The organism is Mesorhizobium sp. M0909 (assembly GCF_040319515.1).
In the GTDB taxonomy this organism is placed as follows: domain Bacteria; phylum Pseudomonadota; class Alphaproteobacteria; order Rhizobiales; family Rhizobiaceae; genus Mesorhizobium.
This window is the reverse complement of sequence record NZ_JAMYOA010000007.1, coordinates 107,828-131,828: the sequence shown is the minus strand read 5'-3', so window position 1 is coordinate 131,828 and position 24,001 is coordinate 107,828. Positions and strand designations below refer to the sequence as shown.

General features: G+C 61.9%; 24 protein-coding genes and 3 pseudogenes. 15 read left to right on the top strand and 12 right to left on the bottom strand.

The annotated features are described in order from the left end of the window. Nucleotides 1-71: 71 nt before the first annotated feature. Nucleotides 72-1,271, top strand: coding sequence for an amidohydrolase (locus tag NKH83_RS13270; RefSeq protein WP_352804997.1), 1,200 nt, complete (start codon nt 72-74; stop codon nt 1,269-1,271). On the opposite strand, the gene NKH83_RS13265 is transcribed toward NKH83_RS13270, so the two are convergent. The 4 genes from NKH83_RS13265 to NKH83_RS13250 all read right to left on the bottom strand — a co-directional run bounded on the left by NKH83_RS13265 (nt 1,249) and on the right by NKH83_RS13250 (nt 6,094). Further along, nucleotides 1,249-3,471, bottom strand: coding sequence for a xanthine dehydrogenase family protein molybdopterin-binding subunit (locus NKH83_RS13265; protein ID WP_352804995.1), 2,223 nt, complete (start codon nt 3,469-3,471; stop codon nt 1,249-1,251). The two genes, NKH83_RS13270 and NKH83_RS13265, sit on opposite strands and share 23 nt — an antisense overlap. Next, entirely contained in the window at nt 3,468-4,457 is a 990-nt protein-coding gene (locus NKH83_RS13260) for an FAD binding domain-containing protein (protein WP_352737163.1), read from the bottom strand. The genes NKH83_RS13265 and NKH83_RS13260 overlap by 4 nt, the downstream gene beginning before the upstream one ends. Beyond that, on the bottom strand, nt 4,454-4,939 hold the full coding sequence (locus NKH83_RS13255; RefSeq protein ID WP_254818266.1) for a (2Fe-2S)-binding protein: 486 nt from the start codon (nt 4,937-4,939) through the stop codon (nt 4,454-4,456). The genes NKH83_RS13260 and NKH83_RS13255 overlap by 4 nt, the downstream gene beginning before the upstream one ends. Before the next feature lie 267 nt (nt 4,940-5,206). Then, the gene (locus NKH83_RS13250; protein WP_352646766.1) at nt 5,207-6,094 is read right to left on the bottom strand and encodes a LysR family transcriptional regulator; all 888 of its coding nucleotides are present in this window, start codon (nt 6,092-6,094) and stop codon (nt 5,207-5,209) included. A gap of 104 nt (nt 6,095-6,198) precedes the next feature. Between NKH83_RS13250 and NKH83_RS13245 the strand changes: the two genes are divergently transcribed. The 3 genes and pseudogenes from NKH83_RS13245 (at nt 6,199) to NKH83_RS13235 (ending at nt 8,302) form a co-directional block, all read left to right on the top strand. Further along, nucleotides 6,199-7,062 carry an SDR family oxidoreductase gene (locus NKH83_RS13245; protein WP_352804991.1) on the top strand — a complete coding sequence of 288 codons (864 nt, stop codon included), beginning with the start codon at nt 6,199-6,201 and terminating at the stop codon, nt 7,060-7,062. Between the two features lie 35 nt (nt 7,063-7,097). Then, nucleotides 7,098-7,301 (top strand): annotated as a pseudogene (locus tag NKH83_RS13240) (AtaL-like protein); the annotation flags it as partial. Between the two features lie 293 nt (nt 7,302-7,594). Further along, on the top strand, nt 7,595-8,302 hold the full coding sequence (locus NKH83_RS13235) for a hypothetical protein (protein WP_352804988.1): 708 nt from the start codon (nt 7,595-7,597) through the stop codon (nt 8,300-8,302). A gap of 196 nt (nt 8,303-8,498) precedes the next feature. Here NKH83_RS13235 and NKH83_RS13230 read toward each other — a convergent pair whose 3' ends face one another. Together NKH83_RS13230 and NKH83_RS13225 are read right to left on the bottom strand one after the other, a co-directional pair. Continuing rightward, nucleotides 8,499-8,759: a hypothetical protein gene (locus NKH83_RS13230; protein WP_352646760.1), complete on the bottom strand. Its 261-nt coding sequence runs from the start codon at nt 8,757-8,759 to the stop codon at nt 8,499-8,501. 91 nt (nt 8,760-8,850) lie between these two features. Beyond that, nucleotides 8,851-8,931: pseudogene (locus tag NKH83_RS13225) on the bottom strand (non-heme chloroperoxidase); the annotation flags it as partial. Here NKH83_RS13225 and NKH83_RS13220 point away from each other — a divergent pair. The 11 genes and pseudogenes from NKH83_RS13220 to NKH83_RS13170 form a co-directional block, all read left to right on the top strand. Next, nucleotides 8,930-9,251, top strand: a pseudogene (locus tag NKH83_RS13220) (zinc-binding dehydrogenase); the annotation flags it as partial. The pseudogenes NKH83_RS13225 and NKH83_RS13220 sit on opposite strands and share 2 nt — an antisense overlap. 141 nt (nt 9,252-9,392) lie before the next feature. Continuing rightward, nucleotides 9,393-10,667, top strand: coding sequence for an epoxide hydrolase family protein (locus NKH83_RS13215; RefSeq protein WP_352804985.1), 1,275 nt, complete (start codon nt 9,393-9,395; stop codon nt 10,665-10,667). A 31-nt stretch (nt 10,668-10,698) separates the two neighbouring features. After that, the gene (locus NKH83_RS13210; protein ID WP_352804982.1) at nt 10,699-11,115 is read left to right on the top strand and encodes an organic hydroperoxide resistance protein; all 417 of its coding nucleotides are present in this window, start codon (nt 10,699-10,701) and stop codon (nt 11,113-11,115) included. Nucleotides 11,116-11,161: 46 nt separating this feature from the next. Further along, nucleotides 11,162-12,193 (top strand): alpha/beta fold hydrolase, encoded by a 1,032-nt coding sequence (locus tag NKH83_RS13205; protein WP_352804979.1) that lies wholly within the window; start codon nt 11,162-11,164, stop codon nt 12,191-12,193. A 13-nt stretch (nt 12,194-12,206) separates the two neighbouring features. After that, complete coding sequence (locus NKH83_RS13200; protein WP_352804976.1) at nt 12,207-12,722, top strand: cytochrome P460 family protein; 516 nt, start codon at nt 12,207-12,209, stop codon at nt 12,720-12,722. 53 nt (nt 12,723-12,775) lie between these two features. Beyond that, on the top strand, nt 12,776-13,675 hold the full coding sequence (locus NKH83_RS13195; protein WP_352804973.1) for an oxidoreductase: 900 nt from the start codon (nt 12,776-12,778) through the stop codon (nt 13,673-13,675). A 27-nt stretch (nt 13,676-13,702) separates the two neighbouring features. Continuing rightward, complete coding sequence (locus NKH83_RS13190) at nt 13,703-14,479, top strand: alpha/beta fold hydrolase (RefSeq protein WP_352804970.1); 777 nt, start codon at nt 13,703-13,705, stop codon at nt 14,477-14,479. 410 nt (nt 14,480-14,889) lie between these two features. After that, the gene (locus NKH83_RS13185) at nt 14,890-16,767 is read left to right on the top strand and encodes a sensor histidine kinase (protein ID WP_352804967.1); all 1,878 of its coding nucleotides are present in this window, start codon (nt 14,890-14,892) and stop codon (nt 16,765-16,767) included. 14 nt (nt 16,768-16,781) lie between these two features. After that, nucleotides 16,782-17,420, top strand: coding sequence for a response regulator transcription factor (locus NKH83_RS13180; RefSeq protein ID WP_352804964.1), 639 nt, complete (start codon nt 16,782-16,784; stop codon nt 17,418-17,420). A gap of 114 nt (nt 17,421-17,534) precedes the next feature. Then, complete coding sequence (locus NKH83_RS13175; protein WP_254818283.1) at nt 17,535-17,903, top strand: response regulator transcription factor; 369 nt, start codon at nt 17,535-17,537, stop codon at nt 17,901-17,903. A gap of 82 nt (nt 17,904-17,985) precedes the next feature. Next, entirely contained in the window at nt 17,986-18,588 is a 603-nt protein-coding gene (locus tag NKH83_RS13170) for an IS630 family transposase (protein WP_352477713.1), read from the top strand. A gap of 332 nt (nt 18,589-18,920) precedes the next feature. Here NKH83_RS13170 and NKH83_RS13165 read toward each other — a convergent pair whose 3' ends face one another. The 6 genes from NKH83_RS13165 to NKH83_RS13140 form a co-directional block, all read right to left on the bottom strand. Then, nucleotides 18,921-20,204, bottom strand: a complete 1,284-nt coding sequence (locus tag NKH83_RS13165) for a ComEC/Rec2 family competence protein (protein WP_352804961.1) — start codon at nt 20,202-20,204, stop codon at nt 18,921-18,923. 235 nt (nt 20,205-20,439) lie between these two features. Further along, nucleotides 20,440-20,874, bottom strand: coding sequence for a hypothetical protein (locus NKH83_RS13160; RefSeq protein WP_352804958.1), 435 nt, complete (start codon nt 20,872-20,874; stop codon nt 20,440-20,442). Nucleotides 20,875-20,915: 41 nt separating this feature from the next. Continuing rightward, nucleotides 20,916-21,350, bottom strand: coding sequence for a hypothetical protein (locus NKH83_RS13155; protein ID WP_352804955.1), 435 nt, complete (start codon nt 21,348-21,350; stop codon nt 20,916-20,918). A gap of 123 nt (nt 21,351-21,473) precedes the next feature. Further along, nucleotides 21,474-21,887 (bottom strand): hypothetical protein, encoded by a 414-nt coding sequence (locus NKH83_RS13150; protein ID WP_352804953.1) that lies wholly within the window; start codon nt 21,885-21,887, stop codon nt 21,474-21,476. Continuing rightward, the gene (locus NKH83_RS13145; protein ID WP_352804951.1) at nt 21,877-22,305 is read right to left on the bottom strand and encodes a hypothetical protein; all 429 of its coding nucleotides are present in this window, start codon (nt 22,303-22,305) and stop codon (nt 21,877-21,879) included. Before NKH83_RS13145 ends, NKH83_RS13150 begins: the two co-directional genes overlap by 11 nt. A 550-nt stretch (nt 22,306-22,855) precedes the next feature. Further along, the gene (locus NKH83_RS13140; protein ID WP_352804948.1) at nt 22,856-23,602 is read right to left on the bottom strand and encodes a helix-turn-helix domain-containing protein; all 747 of its coding nucleotides are present in this window, start codon (nt 23,600-23,602) and stop codon (nt 22,856-22,858) included. Nucleotides 23,603-24,001 lie beyond the last annotated feature (399 nt).

Here is a 24,001-nt window from a genome sequence, read left to right as displayed (position 1 = left end):
CGCTTTTCGTCGGGCCTTCTATGGCTGGCAGGATCAAACTGCGCCGCCTTGCCGGCGTGAAAGGAGGCATCATGCTGCATAATGACCCCATCGCCGCGCTGACACCAGAGGTCGTAGGCTGGCGGCACCATATCCATGCCAATCCGGAGCTCGGATTTAATGAATACGAAACGGCGCGTTTCGTTGCAGAGAAGCTGCGCTCCTTCGGCGTCGACGAGGTGCATGAAGGGATCGGCGGCACCGGCGTCGTCGGTGTCCTGCGCAGCGGTGGCGGCGCACGCGCCATCGGCCTTCGCGCCGAGCTCGACGCGCTTCCGGTGCTGGAGAAAACCGGCTTGGCCTATGCCTCCAGGAAAGAAGGAGTAATGCACGCCTGCGGCCATGACGGCCACACCGCCATGCTGCTCGGCGCCGCCAAACTGCTCAGTCAATCGCGCACCTTCGACGGCACCGTCACTTTCATCTTTCAGCCGGCCGAGGAAAACGAGGGCGGCAGCATGCGCATGATCGAGGACGGCCTGTTCAAGCGCTTTCCGGTCGAGGCGGTCTATGCGGTCCACAACTGGCCGGGCGTCAGGCTGGGGACGATCGCCACCCGCGCTGGTGCGCAAATGGCGGCCGTGGATAATTTCGAACTGACCTTCGAGGGTCTTGGCGCGCATGCCGCGATGCCGCAGCTCGGCGATGACCCGATCCTGGCCGCCGGCGCCTTTGTGCAAGCCGTCCAGCGCATCGTCAGCCGCTCGGTCGACCCGCAAAGCGCGCTTGTCGTCAGCCTCACGCAGATCCATGGCGGCAATGTCGGCAACGTCGTGCCGGGCAAGGTCTGGCTGCAAGGCACCTGCCGCTTCTTCGAGCCCGGCCTTTCCGATCATTGCGAGAGGCTGATCGGCGAGATCGCACAAGGCATTGCCGCCGCGCATTCGCTCAAGGCCAGGCTCGACTACCGGAAGGGCTATCCGCCGCTGATCAACACGGCGGACGCGACGGCCCACGCCGTCGAGGCGGCGGCATCCGTCGTCGGCCGGGAGAATGTCCTGACCGAGTTCAGCCCCAGTCTCGGCTGCGAGGATTTCGCTTTCATGATCCGCGACGCCGGCGGCTGCTATGCGTGGATCGGTGCCGGCGAGGTCGGCCCGGGCGAAGGCCTGCACGGCGACCGCTACGTTTTCAACGACGAGATCGTGCCGACGGTGATGCGCTATTACGTCAAGCTCGTCGAGCAGACGCTTCCGCGGGCCGGTCCATCTAAAGCAATTTTTCCGGCGTGATCGGCAACTCCCGGATCCGCTTGCCTGTGGCGTCGAAGACGGCATTGGCCACCGCAGCGGCAACGCCGGTGGCGCCGAGCTCGCCGATGCCCTTGCCGCCGATCGGGCTGGCATGCTCGTCCACCTCGTCGACGAAGTGGATTATGATGTCGCCGGGAATGTCGGCATTGACCGGAATGGCGACCCCGGAAAGGTTCTTCGACAGGAACCGCCCAAGCACTGGTTCGTGCCTGCTCTGCTCCATCGCCGCCATGCCCCAGCCCCAGATGATGCCGCCCGTCATCTGGCTGCGTGCGGTGCGGGGATTGACGATGCGGCCGGCGCTGTAGCTGCCGACGGCGCGACGAAGCCTGAGCAGGCCGAGCCCCGGATCGATGCCGACCTCCATGAAAATCGCGCCGAAAGTGCGCATGGCGAGGCCTTTGCCATGCTGCGCCGGATCGAACGAGCCGGAGCCGATGATCTCGCCGATGTCGGTATGGCTCATAACGTCGGCGATCGTCTGACCGCCGGCAGCGCCTTTGCGCCGAATCTTGCCGTCCTGCATCTCCACCTCGTCCGGCAGCAGATTGGCAAGACGGGCAAGCTGCGAACGCGCATCTTCGGCGGCGGCAAGCACCGCCGCGCCCACCCCCATGGTCGATGACGAGCCATAGGTCGGTCCCGCCTCCGGCAGCTCTGTATCGCCCATTTCCAACTCGATCTTCGCCATCGGCAGGCCCAGCACATCGGCCGCGATCTGCGGAAAGATGGTGAGTGTTCCGGTCCCTATGTCCTGGGTGCCGGTGCGGATGAGCACTCTGCCGTCCCTGTGCAGCCTGACCTCGGCTGCAGGCGTCGGGTGGCGGAAACAGCCCATGCTGCAGGTTGCCATGCCGTAGCCGATCAGCCAATCGCCATCGCGTTGCGGCTTGCGCGGGCGCTCGCGCCAGCCGAACAGCCGGGCGCCTTCCTCATAAGCCTCGCGCAGCTTCTTCGATGACCAGGGCTGGCCGGTGGCCGGATCCGTGTCCGCATGGTTGATCAGACGCAGGTCGAGCGGATCGATGCCGAGGCGGTGTGCGAGCTCGTCCATCGCGCTTTCGAGGGCCCAGGTGCCGGGACCCTCGACCGGCGCGCGCAGCGCCGTCGGCATGGCGACGTTCGCGCGCTCGACGCGCTGGCTGAGACGCATGGCCGGCGTGGCGTAGAGACCCTTCGAGGCTTCGGTGGCGAACTCGACGAAATCGTCGCTCACGGTGGTCAGGTTGACCACGTCCTGTTGCACGGCGGTCAGCTTGCCCGACCTGTCCGCAGCCAGCACGATCTTCTGTGCCATGCGCGGCTGGTAGCCGAGGCAGGAATAGGCATTGGCGCGGCTGAGCGCCAGCCTGACCGGGCGCTGCATGATGCGCGCCGCGGCGGCGGCCAGCACCTGATGCGGCCAGATCCAACCCTTGCCGCCGAAGCCGCCGCCGGTATGGCGGGAAATCACGCGGACCTTCCCGGCGGGGACATTCAAACGGGCGGCAAGCACCTGGCGGACACCATAGACGTGCTGCGTGGCGTCGTGCAGCGTCAGCTCTCCGTCCTTCCACTCAGCGAGCGTCGCCGAGGGCTCCATGGCGTTGTGGTGGCGCGACGGCTGCAGGTAGACGGCTTCGACCATGGCGGCTGCGTCGCTAAGCCCGCGGCCGACGTCGCCCTTGGTAAATGTCGGCTCCAGGAACAGGAAGCCGCTCTCCCTCGGCACGACCGCAGCCTTGTCGATGGCGGTCCACTTCGGCGGTGCCGGCAATTCCGGCTCGGCGAACTCGAAGCGCAATGCGACGCGGCGGGCACCGGCCTCCGCCGCCTCCAGCGTCTCGCCCAGCACAATGGCAAGCGGCTGACCCTCGTGACGTATCTCGTCGCCCTGCATGGGCATGAAGCTCTGCGCTGCCGGTGGGCCTTCGGCCTGCTGCATCTGCGTATCGGGCTCGGCCCTCGGCGATGCGAACCGGCCGAATTTGGGCATGTCCTCATGCGTGAGCACACGCACGACGCCCTTCTCGGCGAGCGCGTCGTCGACCATGATCGACGTCACGCGGCCGGCCGGAACGGGCGCGGTCACGAGTACCGCATAGAGCAGGTCGGGGGCGAAATAGTCGGCCGCATAGCGGGCGCGGCCGGTGACCTTGACGCCGCCGTCAGGGCGGGCAACAGGCTGGCTGATCATCATGACGACATCCTCGCTGCTCTTTCGATCGCCCGCAAAGCGGCGGTCTTGGCCAGTTCGATCTTGTAGGCGTTCTGCGACAAGGGACGCGCTTGGGCGAAGGATTGCTCGATAGCGGTGTTCAACGCCTCGCGATCGCCGATTTCGGCACCGGCGAGCTGCTCCTCGGCGGCGCTCAGCCGCCACGGCCGCAGCGCCACGGACCCCAGCGCCAGGGCGGCCCGACGGATAGTTTGGCCGTCCATCTCCAGCACAGCGGCGGCAGAGACGATGGCGTATTCGTAGGATTCGCGCTCGCGCACCTTGAGGTAAGCCGATCGCGGCGCCGGCGCCGGCAGCTCGATTGCCGTGATCAGTTCGCCTTGCTGCAACACATTGTCTGCCTCGGGCCGCGTGTCGGGAAGCAGGTGGAATTCCGCTGCCGGAATGCGCCGGCCGCCGCTGCGGTGCGCGGTGACGATGACCGCATCAAGTGCTGCCAGCGCCACGGCCGGGTCGGATGGCTGGGTGGCGACGCAATCCTCGGTCCAGCCGAATATCGCGTGATTGTCGTTGATGCCATGCAATGCCGAGCAGCCGGAGCCGAGCTGACGCTTGTTGCATGGCAACTGCTCTTCGGCACGGAAATAGGCACAGCGCGTCTTCTGCAGAAGATTGCCGCCTATCGTTGCCAGGTTTCTCAGCTGCGGCGATGCGGCGTTGAGGATCGCCTGGCTCAACACCGGATAGTCGCGCACGACCAACGCATGCTGCGCGACATCGTTGAGATGCGTCAGCGCGCCGATCGTCAAGCCGCCGCCGGGCAGTGTTTCGACCTGATCCAGCCCGTCGAGGCGGGAGATGTCGATGATCCGGGTCGGCTCGGCAATGCCAAGGCGCAGCCAGTTGAGCAATTCGGTGCCGCCGGCGAGAAAGGCGCTGTCCGGCGCGGCACCGGCTGCGATCGTGTCACCCAGGCTGTCGGCGCGTGCATAGACGAATGGGGTCATTGGCTCGCCCTCCCGGCCGCTGCGCGCACCGCCTCGACGATTTGCGGATAGGCCGAGCAGCGGCACAGATTCCCGCTCATCCATTCGCGGATCTCGGCATCGGAGCCGGTATGTCCCTCCTCGATCAGCGCCGCCGCTGACATCACCTGGCCGGGCGTGCAGAATCCGCACTGAAAACCATCATGATCGATGAACGCCTGCTGCACGGGATGAAGCGCATCGCCGTCTGCCAGCCCTTCGATCGTGGTAACCTCGCGTCCCTCGCAGGACACGGCAAGTATCATGCAGGCATTCACACGCCGCCCGTCGAGGTGCACGGTGCAGGCGCCGCACTCGCCGAAATTGCATCCCTTTTTCGTTCCGGTCAGATGAAGCCGCTCGCGCAGCAGGTCGAGCAGCGTGACGCGGGGATCGAGATCGGAAAGGCTGTGATCCTCTCCGTTCACCCGCAACCTCAATAGGTGCCGATCGTGGAAGTTCATGTGGGGTACCTCGAAGCACATGCCGTACTCGCCGCAAGGACTTGTCCAGCAAGCAGCCACCCACCTGTCGAGGCGAAATAGGGCGGTCGATTCCGGGGAAAAGGCGCTGCCGGTCAGGCAAGGCTAAAAAACGCGCATCCGAGATTTGCGGCGGAAAGGCCCTGAATGCCGCCCCAAAAAGTGCACTGTCACCGTAATTCGGGTGTGAAGTAACGCTGAAAGATTTATGGAGTAACGCATCAGTTTGGTTAGCCAGTTTCCTGGGAGTCATTTGCCGATATAGGCGGCCAGCTCGTCAGGTGTCCCCATGGGAAAGGCGCGTTTCAGATGGTCGAGGAATGCGGAGACGCGCGCGCTCAGCAGCCGCCGAGAGGGATAGAGTGTCCACAGGGCGATGTCGGGTCCCTCGACATCCCCCCAAAGTACCAGCGTTCCGTCCGCCAGATCATGGCTCACTAGCGACACTGGAAGGCGTCCCGCGCCGACGCCCGCTCGCACTGCATCCCGGACCATGATGAGCGACGACAACGCAAGGACGGGCTCGATCGCGATTGTTAACCGGCCAGTGGGCGTCTTCACCTCCCAAGCCCCGCGATCTGTCGAACGCATGACGGCCGGGGTCGCCAGGCCTTCGGCCGGCAGGGCGAGGTCAGGACTTGCCACGACCACCAGCCGATCACGCAGAAAGGCTCGCCCAACGAGGCTCTCATCCGGATCCGGATTGACCCGGATCACCAGGTCAAATCCCTCTTCGATCATGTCGACGACGCGGTCTTCGGTCGTGACCTCGAGCCTGACCTCTGGGTATTTCAGGGCGAAGCCGGCGGCGATCTTCCCCATCGCGGTCTGTGCGAACAGCAATGGGGCGCTGATCCGCAACCGGCCGCGCGGCCTTTCGCCGCCTGAGGCGATCGCCGCCGTCGTCTCTTCGAGCTCGGAAAGCAACCGGCCCGCGCGCTCGAAAAGCGCGCGTCCTTCTTCCGTCAGCTTTAACGCGCGCGCGCCACGCTCAAACAGCCGTAGATCCAGACTCGCCTCCAGTTCCGCCACGCGTCGGGACAAGGTGGCCTTCGGGCGCCCGGCAGCGCGGGCGGCCTTACCGAAGCCCCCGTGGCGGGCGACCAGATTGAAATCAGCAAGGGCAAGTAGATCCATGTGTTCCACCTGTGGGACGGCGTGTTCAGATATAATGCCTACCGACACAAATGTGGATCACTAATTTTCTGGGACGCCATCCGGCTCAACTCAGGAGTAATCCCATGACCATTCTCGTTACCGGCGCGACCGGCAATGTCGGCCGCAACGTAGTCGAACAGCTCGTGAAGCGTGGCGCCGATGTGCGCGCTTTGGTTCGCGATCCCTCGAAGGCCAATTTCCCCGCTGGCGTAGATGTCGTGCAGGGCGACCTGCTCGATGTCGATTCCCTGCGCAAGGCGTTCTCCGGCGTCTCCACCCTTTTCCTGCTGAACGCGGTGGTGGCCGACGAATACACTCAGGCGCTGGTAGCGCTGGCCGTTGCCCGTGAGGCCGGCATCGAGCGGATCGTCTATCTGTCGGTGATCCACAGCGACATCTACGTCAATGTGCCGCATTTCGCGGGCAAGTTCGGCGTCGAGCGGATGATCGAACAGATGGAGCTCAACGCCACCATCCTGCGGCCCGCCTACTTCATGGACAACGACATCACGATCAAGGACGTGGTGATCGGCTACGGCATCTATCCGATGCCGATCGGAGCCAAGGGCATCGCCATGATCGACGCGCGGGACCTGGGCGAGATCGCCGCGATCGAACTCCTCCGCCGTGAGCAGGCCGCCGCGCCGCTCCCGCTCAACCGCATCAACCTGGTCGGCCCCGACACGCTGACTGGCACGGACGTCGCAGCGATCTGGACGGACGTCCTCGGTCGACATATCGCGTATCCCGGCGACGACACCGCCGGCTTCGAGCAGAACCTGCGGCAGGTCATGCCGAGCTGGATGGCGCTCGACATGCGCCTGATGGCCGAGCGCTTCCTTACGGACGGCATGGTCCCCGATGCCGGCGATGTCGATCGGCTGACCGCGCTGCTGGGCCGACCGTTGCGCTCCTATCGCGACTATGCGGCCGCAATTGCCGGCTGAGCCCCATCACCGACGTTCTGTCCAGGAGACATATCATGATTTACTCGACCGCTACCGTTCCGGTGAATCCCCGAGGCGAGACCAAGCTGACCCGTGCGCAGATATGGCAGGGCCTGGAACTCAAGGCGCGCGACGCCCGCCTGTTCCTGCCCGCAGGCCTCTGCACCCGTTGCGACGTCGTGGAGGAGAGCGCGACTCACTTCGTGCGCCAAGCTACGATCGCCGGTGCTGATCTGCGCGTGAGCGAGCTGCTTCAAAAGCACGGACGAAACGCAAAGCCAGTCCGTCAAAACGCGGGTGTAGATGACGTACTGATTCACGGCTTTGTCCAGTTCAAGCGTTGTGCCTGACAAGGTGGTGGCCGAAGCATTGTCTAACGTCAACGTTCGTTGTGACTGACCAAACGCTGAATAGCGGCGAACCCAAAGGCTCCCCAACGCAACGTACCCCGACTGTGCGCGTTCTAGTGAAATGGGAGGGCGCCATAGCCGATCTGACGGGGGTGGTCTGATGACAAATCGGAGCAACAGGGATGGCAAAGTTTAAAGAAGCTCTTGAGCGCGGGAAGAAAGCTCGCCGTCAGCAGGAGGAGCCCGTCGGCGGCGCGGAGATGGGGAAGCGAGATGCCCCCATGGCGGACTTCGGCGAGCAGGCAAAGGCTTGGCTAAACGACGTCGTGATTGCATCGCTGGAGGCGGCCAAGGCTGACGTGGCAGGCGAGGTGGCTATCGACATAGACACCGCGCCACGCCGGCAGGTCAAAGCTTTAACCCCGTCGATTCGTTTCCAGATCTACAGGAAGCGAGAATTGGAGAAGACGCCTAGAAGAACCTTTACGGTCAACGTTAAGGTGAGCGGGGCGGTGTCCGTATCTTCGCCGGGGATGGTGACCAAAGATGTGGGAAACATAGGGGATAGGTCCGACCTACGGGTCCGCACCTTAATAGCCGAACTGATCGAGGACGCTGCCAAGGTACATAGCAAGGCTATGCCCATGGGCCATGTGGAAACCGAAGGGGTACGGGGGGTCTTCGCGCGAGCCAGTTATCCAATCCCCCGCTCAGAAATTTCCACCAAACATTCCCGACCCCGCCTTCACACGCAATCGTATGTTGATTTTTCCCAAGTAGGATCATCAATGATCGCTTGGGTTCTAGCCTTGAGGGGGCGCCCAGGATGGGCGATCGATCGAACTCTCCACCCGCCGCAGCTGCCACGAAGGACCTTGTGCAGAAAGTGATCCTGCAAGCCTCTCGCGGTGAAATCATATCGGTAAAGGGGACCATCGCAGCGATTCGCCGAGACGTTCCGCATCTGCTGGTTACTGACGATGAACTGGTCTACCTTATCAGTGCGGCCCCGGCCTTTGGAATGGCAGTCGCTTTCGACCTTCACGAATAGCCTCGCTTGGGGGCGTGTTGGCGTTCATGTTAAACCTATCGCCACGACGAAACCCACGACAAGCGAAATGGCCAGGGCGACAAATACGGAGCCGGGAGGAAGAGGGTCCGGATACCATGTCGCGCATCGAATCCGAATAGAACAGGCCGCGCCACCTGACCTTCCTCATTGAAGCCTTTGAAATCGGCTTGCCCTGACGTGTCGAAGATCACGTCGACCAGATCGGGCAGCTTAGCCCGCGCCATGGCGCCGACCAAGTATGCAGGTGTAAAATAGAGGAATTCAGATAAAATCATGAGTCTATCCCGAGGGTATGCGAACCCAATGGGGTGCGACGCGCTCGCATGGCTGATGACACGGGGCAGGGACAGCTGCAGCTCATTCGAGGAAGAACTGCGCGCGGTTGCTGGCCAGTGCCGTCCGAAAGCCGTCGAAGACCTCCATGGGTGTTCCCTCGGGGTTGTCGTCGGGTCCTAAGACATTCCAGGGATCGCTCGACGCGCTCCGCCATTCTGGGACCTTTGCTGGTACGGGCCCGTGCTCGGCGGTCCCGGACCGTTCGACATCATGCAATTACCGAAAAGCATCAAGATCGGTTATGCGGTCTGTTCCGACCACATCCACACGCCTGAAGTGCTGCGATCGCATTCGGCGCAGCTTTTCGACTGGATCATGGAGGCAGGCTCAGTGTCCGGATCGGTGGCGAATACGGAATGGCGGACGCAGCAACCGCCCATGCCGACATGGAAAGCCGCGGGACGACGGGCAAGCTGCTGCTGGTCCCATGACATGCGATTGGCCGATCGAGGCTGGATGGCGACGCTCTGCGACCCACAAGTGCTAGCGATCCATATCTATGTATAGCAGCCACTCGGTCCAGTCGCCTCTACCTTAAGGCAAGAAGACTTCCTGTCCCGAGAGAATGATCGATGTCCACGATGTCGCCTATCCTTACAAGACGCCACTTGCTCGCCATCTCTGCGGCTGCCGGCGCCGTTGGCCTGTTGCCGTCAAGCACGGCCGCTGCGGCTGAAAGCACAGCTATAAGACCCTTCCGCGTCGACATTCAGGAAGCAGCCGTCGCTGATCTTCGTCAGCGCCTGGCGGCGACGCGTTGGCCGGACAAAGAGACCGTCACAGCTCAGTCGCAGGGCGTCCAGCTTGAACGGCTTCGCGACCTCATCGAATACTGGACGACCGACTACGACTGGCGAACGATCGAGGCTCACCTCAACCGGCTGCCGATGTTCGTCACCGAAATCGACGGGCTCGAGATCCACTTCATCCATATTCGTTCGCCACATGCCGACGCCTTGCCGATGATCATGACGCATGGCTGGCCCGGCTCGATTCTGGAGTTTCTCAAAGTCCTGGGGCCTCTCACAGATCCGACAGCCTTCGGCGGCGATGCTGAGGACGCCTTTCACCTCGTCGTGCCCTCGATCCCCGGCTTCGGCTTCTCCGCAAAGCCGACCAAGACGGGGTGGGGTTCCGATCGCATCGGCAGAGCATGGGCGCTTCTGATGCAGCGGCTGGGCTATGATCGCTATGTCTCGCAGGGCGGCGATTGCGGCTCGGTGATATCGCATCGAATGGCGTTGCAGAACGTGCCGGGGCTTATCGGCATTCACGTCAATATGCCGGGCACGGTTCCAAGCGAGATCGCGGCTATTCTGGCGGCCGGCGGGCCAGCGCCGAAAGACCTTCCCGACGATGAAAGGAAGGCGTTCGACGCGCTCGACAAATTTTACAGGGACAGTTCCGGCTATGCGGCGATGATGGTCACACGGCCCCAGACCATTGGCTATTCGCTGGTCGATTCACCACTTGGGCTTGCCGCGTGGATCTACGAAAAGTTTGCTCAGTGGACCGACAGCGACGGACAGCCGGAGCGTGTGCTGACAAGGGACGAGATGCTCGACGACATCTCGCTCTATTGGTTGACCGCAACGGGTGCATCGGCCGCGCGGATATACTGGGAAGACCATTCCAACAACTTCAACGCGGTCGACATTCAGGCGCTTCCGGTCGCCGTGACCGTATTCCCCGGTGAAATCTATTGTGCGCCGCGCGGCTGGGCTGAGCGCTGCTACCACAACCTCATCTACTTCAACGAGGCGGAGAACGGCGGCCACTTCGCCGCTTGGGAACAGCCGGAAATCTTCACACGCGAAATACGAGCGGCCTTCAGATCGCTGCGTTGATTGAATGGTTCTCATGGAAGGGATTCAAACGATGATCACACAACCGAAGCGGCTCTACACCGGCCGGGTTCATACCACCGGTGGCCGCGATGGCTCCTCGCGCAGCTCCGACGGCAGGCTTGACATCAGGCTTTCCACGCCTGGCGGCCCGGGCGACGGCACCAATCCGGAACAGCTTTTCGCGGCTGGCTGGTCGGCCTGCTTTGAAGGCGCGATGGCGATCGCCGCGCGCAAGATGCAGGGGGTTTTGCCCGCTGAAACGGCGATCGATGCGGAGGTCGACCTGAATTCCGGCGAGGACGGCTTCTTCCTCAGTGCGCGTCTCAATGTGAGCCTTCCCGGCCTGGATCCTGACGTAGCGCGGGCGATTGTCGATGCCGCGCATCGGACTTGTCCCTATTCGAAAGCTACGCGCGGCAACATCAAAGTGGCCATCACTCTGGCCTAACGCGCACCGCCGCCAATCCCTTCATCCGACTCGACTGGAGCCACCAATGCAGACCGGAACCAACCCTGAATTCATCGACCTCGATCGCCGTCGCCTCCTGGCGGTCGGGGCCGCAGCCGTGGCCATGGCGCAGCTAGTGGCGGTGCGACCGGCAATGTCGCAAGCTACATCGCCAAAGGCCGCGTTCGCCGCCCTGAAGCAGGTCGATGCCGGCCTGCTCTCTGTGGGCTATGCGGAACAAGGTCCTGCGGACGGCCCCGCCGTCATTCTGCTGCACGGCTGGCCCTACGACATCCATAGCTATGTCGACGTAGCATCTCTTCTTGCCGGCGCTGGCTACCGTGTCCTCGTCCCGCATCTTCGCGGATACGGGACGACCCGCTTCCGTTCGGACGCTACTTTTCGCAACGGGCAGCAAGCCGCGCTCGGCGTCGATCTCGTCGACTTCATGGACGCGCTCGGTATCGAGAAGGCGATCCTGGGCGGCTATGATTGGGGAGCGCGCACCGCAAATGTGGTTGCGGCTCTCTGGCCGCAGCGTTGCAAGGCGATGGTTTCGGTCAGCGGCTATCTGATCGGCAGCCAGGCGGCCAACAAGGCGCCGCTTCCGCCGCAGGCCGAGTTGCAATGGTGGTACCAGTTCTACTTCGCCACGGATCGGGGACGCACCGGCTATGCGAAGAACACTGATGATTTCGCCAAGCTGATATGGCGACTCGCCTCGCCGCACTGGAACTTCGATGACGCGACCTTCGCCAGGAGCGCCGCGGCCTTTCGCAATCCCGATCACGTCGACATCGTCATCCACAATTACCGCTGGCGGCTCGGCCTTGCCGACGGCGAACGTCGCTATGACGAGATGGAGGAAAAGCTCGCCAAGGCGCCCGTGATCGGCGTTCCAACCATCACCATGGAAGGTGACGCCAACGGCGCGCCGCATCCCGATCCGGCCAACTATGCCGGCAAGTTCTCGGGCAAGTACGAGCATCGGTTTGTGTCGGGCGGCATTGGCCACGACCTGCCGCAGGAAGCGCCGGAGGCGTTCGCCAAGGCCATCGTCGACGTAGACGGCTTCTGAGGGGAGAAGCGTGATGAAACGATATCTGGCCATTGCAGCCGTCGCAGCCTTGTCCGCGGCACTTGCGATCACATGCGTGGCGATTGACAGGGCCGGCGCCCAAGAGCCTTTGCAGGTATCCCCGATCTACGGGGTGACAATTCCGGATGGATACCGAAAATGGGAGCTGGTCGCGCCCGCGCTGGAAGGCGACCCGCTGAACGAACTCCGTGCGGTCGTCGGAAACGCGGTCGCACTGGACGCCTACAGGAAAGGCACGCTGCCGTTCCCCGATGGCAGCGTTCTCGTGAAGCTGGCCTGGAAGCGAACCCAGTCGGCGGAGTTCGAATCGGCATCCGTGCCGGGAGCCCCAACGACCGTGCAGGTGATGGTCAAGGATGCGAAGAAATACGCGGCGAGTGGCGGCTGGGGTTTCGGCCGTTTCATTGATGGCAAGCCGGTCGACCTAGCGCAGCACGAGACATGTTTCGCCTGCCACGAGGCCCGCGTCCAAAACGACGACTACGTCTTCACGCGCTACGCACCATAGCCACGCGCGTTTGGTGCAGAGCGCTTGGCGGCGAAAATGGAAAGGGACAACAAATGACGCAGAGATGGCTTATCACTGGGACTTCGAGAGGAACGGGCCGCGCGCTTGCCCAAGCGGTCCTCGAGGCCGGGCATAAGGTTATCGCAACGGCCCGCAATCCCGAACAGATATCCGACCTGGGCGCACGCTTCGGTGAATCGGTCAGGACCTTCCCCTTGGATGTAACTGATCCGAACGCCGCCGAGGCTGCGGTGAGGCTTGCCGTCGACACGTTCGGAGGGCTCGACGTGCTGGTCAACAACGCCGGGTATGGAAACGTCAATTCGGTAGAGGACACTGCACTGGAGGATTTTCGGAGGCAGATCGAGACAAACCTGTTCGGCACCATCATCGTGACCAAGGCCGCTATCCCCATCATGCGCGAGCAGCGCAGCGGGCACATCATCCAGTTTTCGTCCGTGGGAGGGCGTATCGGGGCTCCTGGACGCGCACCCTATTCGTCGGCGAAGTGGGCCATAGAGGGGTTCTCGGAATGCCTCGCCCGCGAAATGGGACTTGTCGGGGTGAAAGTCACCGTGATCGAGCCCGGCGGCATGCGAACCGATTTCTCCGGTGTATCGACCACCCTCAAGGAGGGCCGCCCCGAATATGATCGAGTGGTGGGCGAGACGGCCCGCATGCAGCGCAATTATGACGGTCGGCAACCGGGCGACCCGGCTCGCGTGGCCCAGGCCATCCTGAAGATAGCGGCAATGGATGATCCGCCATTCCGACTGCCAGTGGGAAGCGATGCCCTGAAGATTCTCGTGCAGGCGGATCTAAGAAGGCTGGAAGAGCTGGAACGGTGGCGGGAACTAAGCCAGTCGACCGACTTCCCTCGCGACGAAACGGACGACCGGTCAGGCTCTCGGCCTGCGTCGCCGTCTTTCCTCGCTCTGAACTCCGCTGTCTAATTATCTCCAACACGAAAGGACCACACAATGAAAACCTTACTGGCAGGGTTGGCCATCATTGCCGCCACTTTGGGCAGCGCACAGGCGCAATCCGGAAAGCCGACTGTCGTTCTGGTGCATGGCGCGTTTGCGGATGCGTCGAGTTGGAACGGCGTTGTCGCTATCCTCGAGAAGGACGGCTACTCCGTCGTGGCCGCAGCCAACCCCTTGCGTGGCGTCAAGAAAGACGGCGGCTATATAGCCTCTCTTGCTTCCAGCATCGAGGCTCCTGTCGTACTCGTCGGCCATTCGTATGGGGGTTCAGTGATCAGCGAAGCCGCCGCGGGCCAGGCGAATGTGAAGGCGCTGGTCTACGTCGCTGCCTTCGCACCGGAGGTCGGCGAAACGGCCGTGGAGCTTTCCGGCAAGTTTCCCGGCAGTTCGCTTGGCCCGACGCTCGCCAAGCCAGTCGCATTGTCCGAAGGCGGCTCGGATCTGTACATCCAGCAGGACAAGTTTCACGACCAGTTTGCAGCCGACGTCCCGGTCGGCGAAGCGAAGCTGATGGCGGCAACGCAACGCCCGATCACCGAAGCCGCTCTCAACGAACGCCAGGCCAATGCGGCCTGGAAAGCCATACCCAGCTGGTTCATCTACGGCGATGCCGACAAGAACATTCCGCCACGGGTCTCCGAGTTCATGGCTGAACGGGCTCGTGCGCGCAAAACCGTCTCCGTCAAGGGCGCGTCCCATGTCGTGATGGTGTCGCACCCTGCGGCTGTGGCGGAGTTGATCGAGCAAGCCGCAGGCGAGACAGCGCCGTGAAGCCGAGCTTCATGAGGCCGATCACCGGAAGCGGGTAGCGTCGCCGTCGGGTGGGGCGGCCAGACGGCCGATCGACTGGCTGGGTCTCGGTCTGACAATCGTGCGTCAGGCCGCCGACCTGCTCCCCCCATCCGATCTGTGGCCAGTCGGTCGAGAACGATGGCTCGGTCTTTTCGGTTGAATTGCCATTCTACCTGCCCGAAAATGGGCTGTCAGAAGGCGGTGATATGACCTGGAGGGATTTCGAGGAATGCGGCCCCTTTGCGATAAGACCTTCCAGCCGGCCGAGCCGGTGAACGCCCGTGGCCGGATGGTCGGCTGTTCTGCTCATCTGCAGTACGCCGGGCCATCTCGGCGCTCGGCTCCCCAGGTTTGCCAAGCGACTTCGGTTCACTAAACCGAGACATAGCATGAGCAACAGCGTCTACCGCTTGGCGGCAGTCCTCCTTGCGCTTGGCATCTTCCTGTTCGACGTGCTGTCGCCGCTCGAGGGAGCGATCGCGGTACTCTACGTGCTCGTCGTACTCATTGCGGCCCGCACCTCGCGGCGAGCGGACGTATTGGTCGCCGCTGCTGGCGCCATCGTACTGACGGTGCTGGCCTATGTCATTTCCCACGCCATGGAGAGCTTCGGATCTCCCGCCTTACGCGCGGCCGTAAGCCTTGCGGCCATCGCCATCGCCACCGCGCTGGCGCTCCAGAGTCAGGCCGCCACGGAAACCCTGGCTGCGCAGGCTCGCTTGCTGAACCTCTCGCACGACATGATCTTCGTTCGCGACATCCGCGGTGTCATCACCTTTTGGAACGACGCTGCCGCGGAGGTCTATGGCTGGACCGCAGCCGAGGCGATCGGTCGGGTGGCGGACGAACTGCTCGGTACGAAATACCCTGCCGACCGGGCGGTGGTTGAAGCTGCATTGCTCAAAAGCGGGCGATGGGAGGGGATCTTAGAGCATCAGACACGAACCGGTGCGCGGCTCGTGCTGGACAGCCGGTGGGCGATACAGCGGGACCGCCACGGAAACGGCGTTGGCGTCCTGGAAACGCACACCGACATAACGGAGCGCCAGACAGCTCATGCAGCACTGGTCAGGAGTGAGCGGCGCTACAGGCGCATGTTCGATACAAGCCGGATCGGCGTCATCGAAGAAGACTGGAGCGCAGTCCAAGCCGAGCTTGCCAACGTAGCGGAGGAAGGGACCTCGATTGCCGACCATCTCGCCGCCAACCCGGACTTCTACACGCGCGCCAGACGGCTCATCAGAATCGTGGACGTCAATGCAGCGTTCCTGTCCATGCTTTCAGTGGATGATCGCACGCAGTTCCTGAACACGCTGGACGATGTCCTGGGTGCGGCCGATACGACTTTCCCGGGCGCGCTCGTTGCGTTTGCGCGCGGTGACGCCTTCTATGAGGGGGAGACGGAGATGGTCTCGAGCGACGGGAAGGCCGTCCCTGTGCTGTTCACCATCACCTTTCCCTCTTCACCTGACGACGGCGACAAGGCTCTGGTATACGTAATGGACATCACGGACCGTAAGCGCGCCCAGGACGCTATCCAGCAGGCACAGGCCGAACTCGCCCACGCCGCGCGCGTCGCCACCCTCGGTGAGCTGACCGCGTCGATTGCGCACGAGGTCAGCCAGCCGCTCATGGCGGTGGTGACGAACGGCGAGGCAGGGATGCGCTGGCTCCGCCGCGATCCGCCCGAGCTCAACGAGGTGGAGTTCGCGCTCGGGCGCGCTGTCGCCGAGGGGCGAAGGGCAAGCGACATCGTGAAGCGCATCAGGGCTTTCCTGAAGAAGGCGCCGTCACATCGAGACGAACTGGCCTTGTCCGCATTGGTGGAAGACGCCGTGGCGCTCGTCCAGCGTGAGATTGCGAAGGCCAACATACAGCTCAAGATCGACCTGCAGCCTCACCTTCCCAACATACGCGGTGACCGCGTTCAGCTGCAGCAAGTCCTGGTCAACCTCATGATCAATGCGGCGCACGCCATGGCCGGGCAGGACGGCGCGCGCATGCAGTTCATAACCGCCGCCAAAACCGAGGTGGACGACATCGAGATCATCGTGCAGGACACCGGGCCGGGAATACCGAATGAGCATCTTCAGCGATTGTTCGAACCGTTTTTCACGACCAAGCAGGACGGCATGGGAATGGGCCTTGCCATATGCAAGACAACGATTGAGGCGCATGGCGGGCGAATGACAGTTGAGAGCCTGCCGCGGCAGGGCGCGACGTTCCGCGTGACCCTACCCTCCGTCGATGCAAGCGCGACCGCATGAACAGGGCTACTTCCATGAAAGTTGCTTCGTCTCCGACAGGACCATCTCCCTTTGTTGTCGTCGTCGACGACGACCCGGGCGTGCGCGACGCACTCGAAAGCCTGTTCCGTTCGGTCGGGATGTCGACCTACTTGTTCGGCAGTCCGGCCGAGATGATTCAAGCCAGCCTTCCCCAGTCGCCGGGCTGCATCATCCTCGATGTCCGTCTGCCGGGCGTCAGCGGCCTGGACTTCCAGTCGCAGATGACGAAACAGGGAATCGAACTGCCGGTGGTCTTCATGACCGGTCACGGCGATATTCCGATGACGGTCCGAGCCATGAAAGCCGGCGCCGTCGATTTCCTGTCAAAGCCGTTTCGCGACCAGGACATGCTGGACGCGGTAACAAGCGCGATCGAGCGGGATCGGGTCAGGAGGGTCGAGCGCACGGAGAGCGATCGCCTGCGAGCGGAATATGAAACGTTGACGCCGCGCGAGCGCGAGGTGATGGGTCATGTCGTCGCCGGCCTGATGAACAAGCAGGTGGCGGGCGTGATCGGGCTTTCGGAAATCACGGTGAAGATCCATCGCGGCAATGTCATGCGCAAGATGGGCGTCCGCACGCTCGCGGACCTTGTTCGCAAGGCAGAGGCGCTGGGTATTTCAGGTCGCTGACCGGCGTGGTGCAAACCTCCGTATGATTTCCTTTCGGGCCAATGTGCCTCATGGATGACGGGTGGCTCTGTGGAGATGACCTGCTGCAATCGAGCGGCATGAACGCCTTTGATTATGCTCAAGATTCCCAAGATTGCGATCGTCGATGACGATGACGGAGTGCGAAGCTCGCTCGCCAGCCTGCTCAGATCTCTCGGCTATGAAGTGTGTGGCTATGCGTCGGCGCTCGAATTTCTTGACGATAAAATTGCCGACGATCCTGGCTGCATGATCACTGACATCCAGATGCCCGGAATGTCGGGCGACGAACTTCAGGCGGAGCTGATAGCAAGAGGCCGGATTTTTCCGATGATCTTCATGACGGCTTTCCCAAACGAGGCGACGCGAAACAAGGTGATGGCTGCAGGCGCCCGTGCGTTTCTGGAGAAACCAGTTGAAGCTGATGCGATTACAAGCTGCCTGGAACTACTTCCTCGAGACTAGAGCGTCGGACATTCAGGTTGAATCGCGAAGGATTCCGCTAACGTCGGGTTTGTGATTCACTTCCTTAAGGAGGTGATTTGCCATGCCCAAGCCCTATTCGCTCGATTTGCGTGAACGCGTTGTGCGGTTTGTCGAGGCTGGCCATTCGCGGCGTGCGGCGGCGGCACATTTTGGGGTATCGGTTTCGTTCGTCGTGATCCTGATGAGGAACTATCGAAAGACCGAGAGCCTGGTGCCCAAGCCGAGCGGAGGCCGCCGCCATTCCAAGCTCGACCCGCATCGTGCGTTCCTGATTGGTTGTGTGGCCGAGAAGGACGACATCACCATGCCGGAGCTTGCCGCCGAGCTGGTTACTGCTACAGGCGTCCAAGTGGCTCCGGCCTCGATCTCACGTTGGCTCATCAGGAACGGCTACCGCTTCAAAAAAACGCTGCTGGCCAGCGAGCAAGATCGACCCGACATCAGCAAGGCGCGCCAGCAGTGGCGGGCCAAACGCCAGCCGCGGATGCGGCTTGAGCCACATCGGCTGGTGTTTATCGACGAGACCGGAACCACTACGAAGATGACGCGCCTGCGCCGTCGCTGCCTGAAGGGCCAACGGCTGCGTTCAAAGGCACCGTTCGGACATTGGAAGACGCAGACCTTCATCGCCGCCGAATCTGTGATGAGGGCCTTGCAAGCCTAGGCGACGGTAGGGCGCTACGCCAGCTTACCGCTGACTTCGATCGGCCTCTCCGCTGTTTGCCGCCATTCTAGCACAAGTGGAGCGGATCGTAGCGCAGGGAACGCGCGCTGGCGCGCAATATCGCGCCATAGCGTAGAAGATGCGGTGGCTCCCCGGGCCGGACAAGTCTGATAAATCGAACCGGGTGTGAAATCGCCAGAAAAGCTTTTATTTACAATCGTTTGGTACGACCGCTTCCCCAAAGCGTCGACCGCCTTGGTGTATCTCAACGGGTAGCATTGGTGTATCTCTCGGTCAACCTCAAAGGCGACGATGGCACGTAAGTTTGATGTTCATGGTCCCAACCAACGATCACCTCTGGGACTGCCGATCTTTCCAAACGTTGGGATTACGGCCCACCCCCGTACTTTATGCCGCCAAAGCGCATGATCCTTCGGGTGTTTGTAGACGTTCCCCTTTCCTACGGACACAACTCCGCGCGCCCTCCTTGACGTCGATTTCGGCACCGCCCCGACAAAGTTGGCACCGTGGTGCGTGACCACCAGAAAGTCGAAAGACGCCCCCGGTGGGAGGCCAGCATTGTCGTATGCCGCATCGCCAACAAGCAGCACCTTTTTTCCGTTGTTTAGTGTCACTCGTAAGGCCAGCCCACTGTCGTTCATCTGACTTGGGGGGCTCGCACACTGCTCTGCTTGACCCCATGGAAATGGGAGTGCACCGCCCGGCCAGCCAAATAGGGTGCCATTGGCAGCCAGTATTCCAGCGATGCGTCTCGCATTAGCGCCGAACTTCTGGATTGGAGTGACCCACCGGCTCTTTTGAAGCTGTGGGAACTGGTAGAAGCCAGCGAGGTGATCGAAGTCCCAGTGGGAAAGGACGATCGGCACCTTGGAACTCGGCAGAGCGAATTGCCTTGGAACTGTTCGCCCATTGAAAACGATCGGCCAGCCGGCGTCGTAGTAGAGTGACGGTTTCCCAAGGTTGTTGACAAGCGACACGAAGCTGGCTTGCCCCACGTCATGGACAACAACAGCATGTGGCCTTGGTATCGCAGCAAGCAGGGTGCGGAGCTGAGCCTTGTTGGCCAATGCCGATGACGGGAATTGGCAGTCTACGGCGAGCTGCTGCGCATAAGATGATGTGACGGTGACCGCAGCCCCCAACGAGAGTAGTGGCCGTGGGGGCGTCCTTGGCCCTCCATCCGGCTCCCGGTCCGAGAAGAGGAAGCGAGCCTGCCGTAGTGTGCCGCGCGACTGCTCCGTATAGCCATTGGGCTTGAGCTGGGCATAAAACGCCATTGGCCCAATCGATGGCTTTTGTGTTGGCGCAATATCTAGTTCAAGCCAATCTCCGACCTCAGGACTTATGTCGAATAGGGTTTCAAACCGATTTTTCGTCGTGACAACCCGGACAATAGCGAACGGATCAACATAGGTCGGGTCACTAAATGCCCGCTTGTAGTCTTCAGCGGACAAATCTCCGTCAAATGCATCGAACTCGTATGAATGTCTTGCTCTGGCGCCATCGCCGACCTGCTCTGCTCTGGAGACACGAGCAATCAATCGCCGATCCAGAAACACGGCGTGGTAGTCAAAAATAGCCTTTAGAGACGCCACAGTTCCCCCCAGTCGAAGTCCAGGTTAATTCCTTTGCCGATTACTCCGCTTAATTCAACTTTGTTTCTCCATGCCGAGCGATTTTTTCAGAAATGAGCGTGACTACCGTACGTATTGGAGCGGACGCAGTGCTGACTGACTTTTGCGAGTTGTACGCGGTCGTAGCGCTAGAACCCGAACCCCGACGCACCTCTTGGGGCGGCGCATCGGGGCAGGGAAGGTGTTGCAGTGCGAGTTAGTCGCTGTAGGCAGAACCGTTCTTGCGGGCCGCTGCTATCGCCGTGGCGTGACCATGGAAGACGTGCCATTCACCTTTGGCCGCAGCCCTTCGGAGCGCCGGGTAATCAGCCTCGTCGACATGCTCAAGATATGTCTCCAGCGTCAGCCCATGGTGCCGAAGCACATTGCGGTCCAAGTGCTGGCTGAATGCAGCCTCAACAACAGCCGCCTCAACCTGCTCGATCCCGAATGCTTCCCCAGTCGGAATTTCTCCAGTCTCCACGTAGGCGTCCACGATGAATTGCTGCTGGGCCTCGCTGTGGGTGTCCCTGAAGCGGTCAAGGCTCTGGTCGGCCATGCGGACAAACTCGGCATATTGCTTCTCCGCCTTCTCATCGTCGGTCAGTTTCTCGTCCTCGGTCTCGGTCTGCTCATCTTCCCCGGTGGGCAACGGAGCGGCATCAACCGCCCCGTCACTCTCGGCCCCCGGGGTTACCTGAAAGACTTCGGTGCCGCGTAACCTCGGGCAGCCAGCCCGTCGACCACGGCCTTGTTGAACTCGGCCTGCGTGATCTGCCCGACCTCGGCCATGTCCTTGGCTTGCTGGTAAGAGACCTCGAACCCGCCGAGAACCCTGACCGTGGTCTTCTCGACCTCTGCCATGGGCGGAACGACCCCGGCGCTCTGCGATGTGATCACGCGATTGGTGCTGATGCCCATGCGCTGGGCCTGGAGCTGGGCATTGTTCCTGACGGAAAGCTCTACCGCGCGGTCGATCTCTTCCTGCTTGGCGCGTTCTATCGCCTCGGCAGCGAGGGCATCCTGCTTGGCCTTGTCCGCTTCGGCTTGTGCAGCCTGAGCCCGCATCATGGCCTGAGCCAGTGGCGTGTTGTCGGTCTGATAGGCGTAGTTCTGATCGTTGTTCATGTCATTCCTTCTTTCAAATGGTTGCGCTCCCCGACCACCATGGTCGAGGGCTCTGCGCTGGTTGGATGGTGTTGTGGTTGTTGCCCGTCCTTCGGGCGTTTAGCCCCTGCGGGTGGGCGTGAGTTACCGCCTGGGCGAGAACCCGTAGGTCATCAGCTCTGGGCCTGTAGGACGCACGCTGCGTGCGTTTGGGGTGGATGGCTGGGAAAGCCTGCCGCTGCCTCCTGCGGGGCCCTCCTGTGCCGCTCTGAGGCTGTCCTCAGCCGATGGCTTGCTGGGCCTCATAGAGACCTCGGCAATGCGCCGGGCACGATACCCCGCTTCAAGCTCGGGGTACCCGTAGACCTCAAAGCACCGCTCGGCCACCGCGCCGAAGTCCTCGGACCATTCGATGCCTGTGACGGTCTTCAACCTCTTGTCCAGTTCGTAGGTCCCGCTCCAATCGTCACTCTTGATGATGCCGACCAAGGTTAGGGCCTGCTCCCGCGTCGGATAGGTTCTGACCCAGTCCCGCCTGCGGATGTCGTCAAACGTCATAACGGGCATTCCACCTGTCCCGGTACTTCAGGGGGCCGTGCTGGACGATCAGCGGAAGGTCGTCCCGTGGTTCCCCGGTGGTGTGATAGCCGGTGCCCTGGGCCTCCAGCATGTCCAGCACCGTGGTGCGGGGAGCTTCAGCCTTAAGCGACGGGTGGCATACCGGCAGCCCATCAAGCCAGTCCAGCACGTCCTGCTCAACGTGCCCTCGAAGGCCCGCCTTGGTTGCACCTTTGCCGACCAGTCGCTTCAGTTCCCTGTTCAGCATCGACAGGCTGGTGATGTAGGAGCGGTCGACCCAGTCGCCGGTCGGCTGGGAGCCGTGTCTGCGGCTTCTCGTCATCTTGGGTGTTTGGATGATCCATTCCCGGTCGGTCTCGACAACGCGGATTGCCGGGGTGATCTGGCGAGGGCTCATTGGCTGGCCTCCACGGCTGCCACTGCTGCTGCGATACGCTCGGCATTAGCATTGGCCTTGGCCTTCGCCGCCTCACGCTTCAAGCGCCGTGCTTCGGCAACCTTGGCCTTGTTCTTCTGGTACCATGACCGACAGAGAGCGGCGTGTTGCTCCCGGTTCTCGCTCTGCCATCGGGCGGAATGTTCTCGCCAAACCCGTCTCTGGGCCTCGCTGTTCTTGGGTGTAGTCGTGTATGCCATTGCTTCCTTTCTAGATTGGGTAGGTATTAAAGGTCGATCTCAAGCGTAGCCACAGAATGTGGGTGACCTTGAGCGTCTTCTTTGGCTGCTTGGAAGGTGAAGACGGGAAGTGAAGACACAGTCAGTCTTTCACCTCGAACACCCAGCCTTCAGGGGCTCCTTTGGTCGATACTGCAGAGTTTCTTGGGCTGGTGTGGGAGTGAGGCTCAAAGGCTCTACTGAAGGTGCTGACCTCAGGAGGGAGGGACTTTCGTCCACTCCTGATTACCAGTCCACCCGCAGCCATCCTGCTGGACCCGGCAGGGGAACCTTTAAGGTCTAATAATAGCCAAGACCGGGAATTGTTTGACACATCCCGGTAAGGCCGCCTTCAGCACCTTCACATGATGCGACACGATCTGCCGAGACTTCCCGAGAAGCCGGGCAATGTCAGCCTGGGTCCTGCCCTCGGCGAGGAGACTTTGAACCTCATCACGAAGGGTTGAGGGACGCCCACGCTTCACCTCGGGCTTCTCGACGGGCTTCGGCCAACGGGCATTGAGCCAAGCCACCCCATCTGGTGACAGAACATCGTAGGGGACCCCCGCCCCGGACTTCATGCGCCTCCCAAAGGCAGCCTCAACGGCCGATGAAGCGAGACGTGAGGTAGTCCTGTAGTTGGGCTTGGTCTGTCTCGCGTCGGAATGCATCGGGACCATGCGAACCTCGATCTCCAGCTGTAGAATGCCGAGACCTTCCATAACTTCCCGCGCCTTCCTCGGGCCGGTGTCCTTGGACTTGGCGTATTCAGACACGGTCATCCACTCGCCGGGCTCACTTTCGGGCACCCCTGCGCGATCCAGAGCATCCCGCCTGTAGGTACGGTCGAGGGCGTCTCGGGTTTCCTCGTAGTCGGCGTAGAGGGCGCGCTTGGCTCGGCCCTTGTAGAAATTGATAGGCTCGCCCCCGGCAACCCGACGTTGGGCCTTCAAGATAGTCCAGTCTCGATTGAGACCGAGAGACCCCGGAAGGAGCGGGGTTTCATCCATGAATGGGGCGAGGTCTTTCTTTGGTTTCATGGCGCTCCTACAGCGTGTTGATCTGGTGGTGAGATACAAAAGAGAAAGCCTCCAGCACGCACCCGACGTTTGCAGGGGTGGAACTGAAGGTGACGTGGGTGTGTGAGATACGGATAAGAGGACAGATAGAGAGGGACATGCCCTCACACATCCGCACCTCACCAAAGCTGACCACCCCGGAGACACCTTCAAGCGCCCCCGGAAGGAGCAACGAGGGTGCCTGTTAGGTCTGCAACGGGGCGATCAGCTTGGGAGAGGAGCATTGGGTAGTGCCAGTGGTGTGGCTTGTCGCCTGCCCAGCTATTGGGTGGGTCATCCTCGGCAGAAATCGCCTGCTCAGTGCTAGTGGGGTGGTTAAGGGTCGGGCGGACTGTTTCGTAGTCCTATTAGTCACCACAT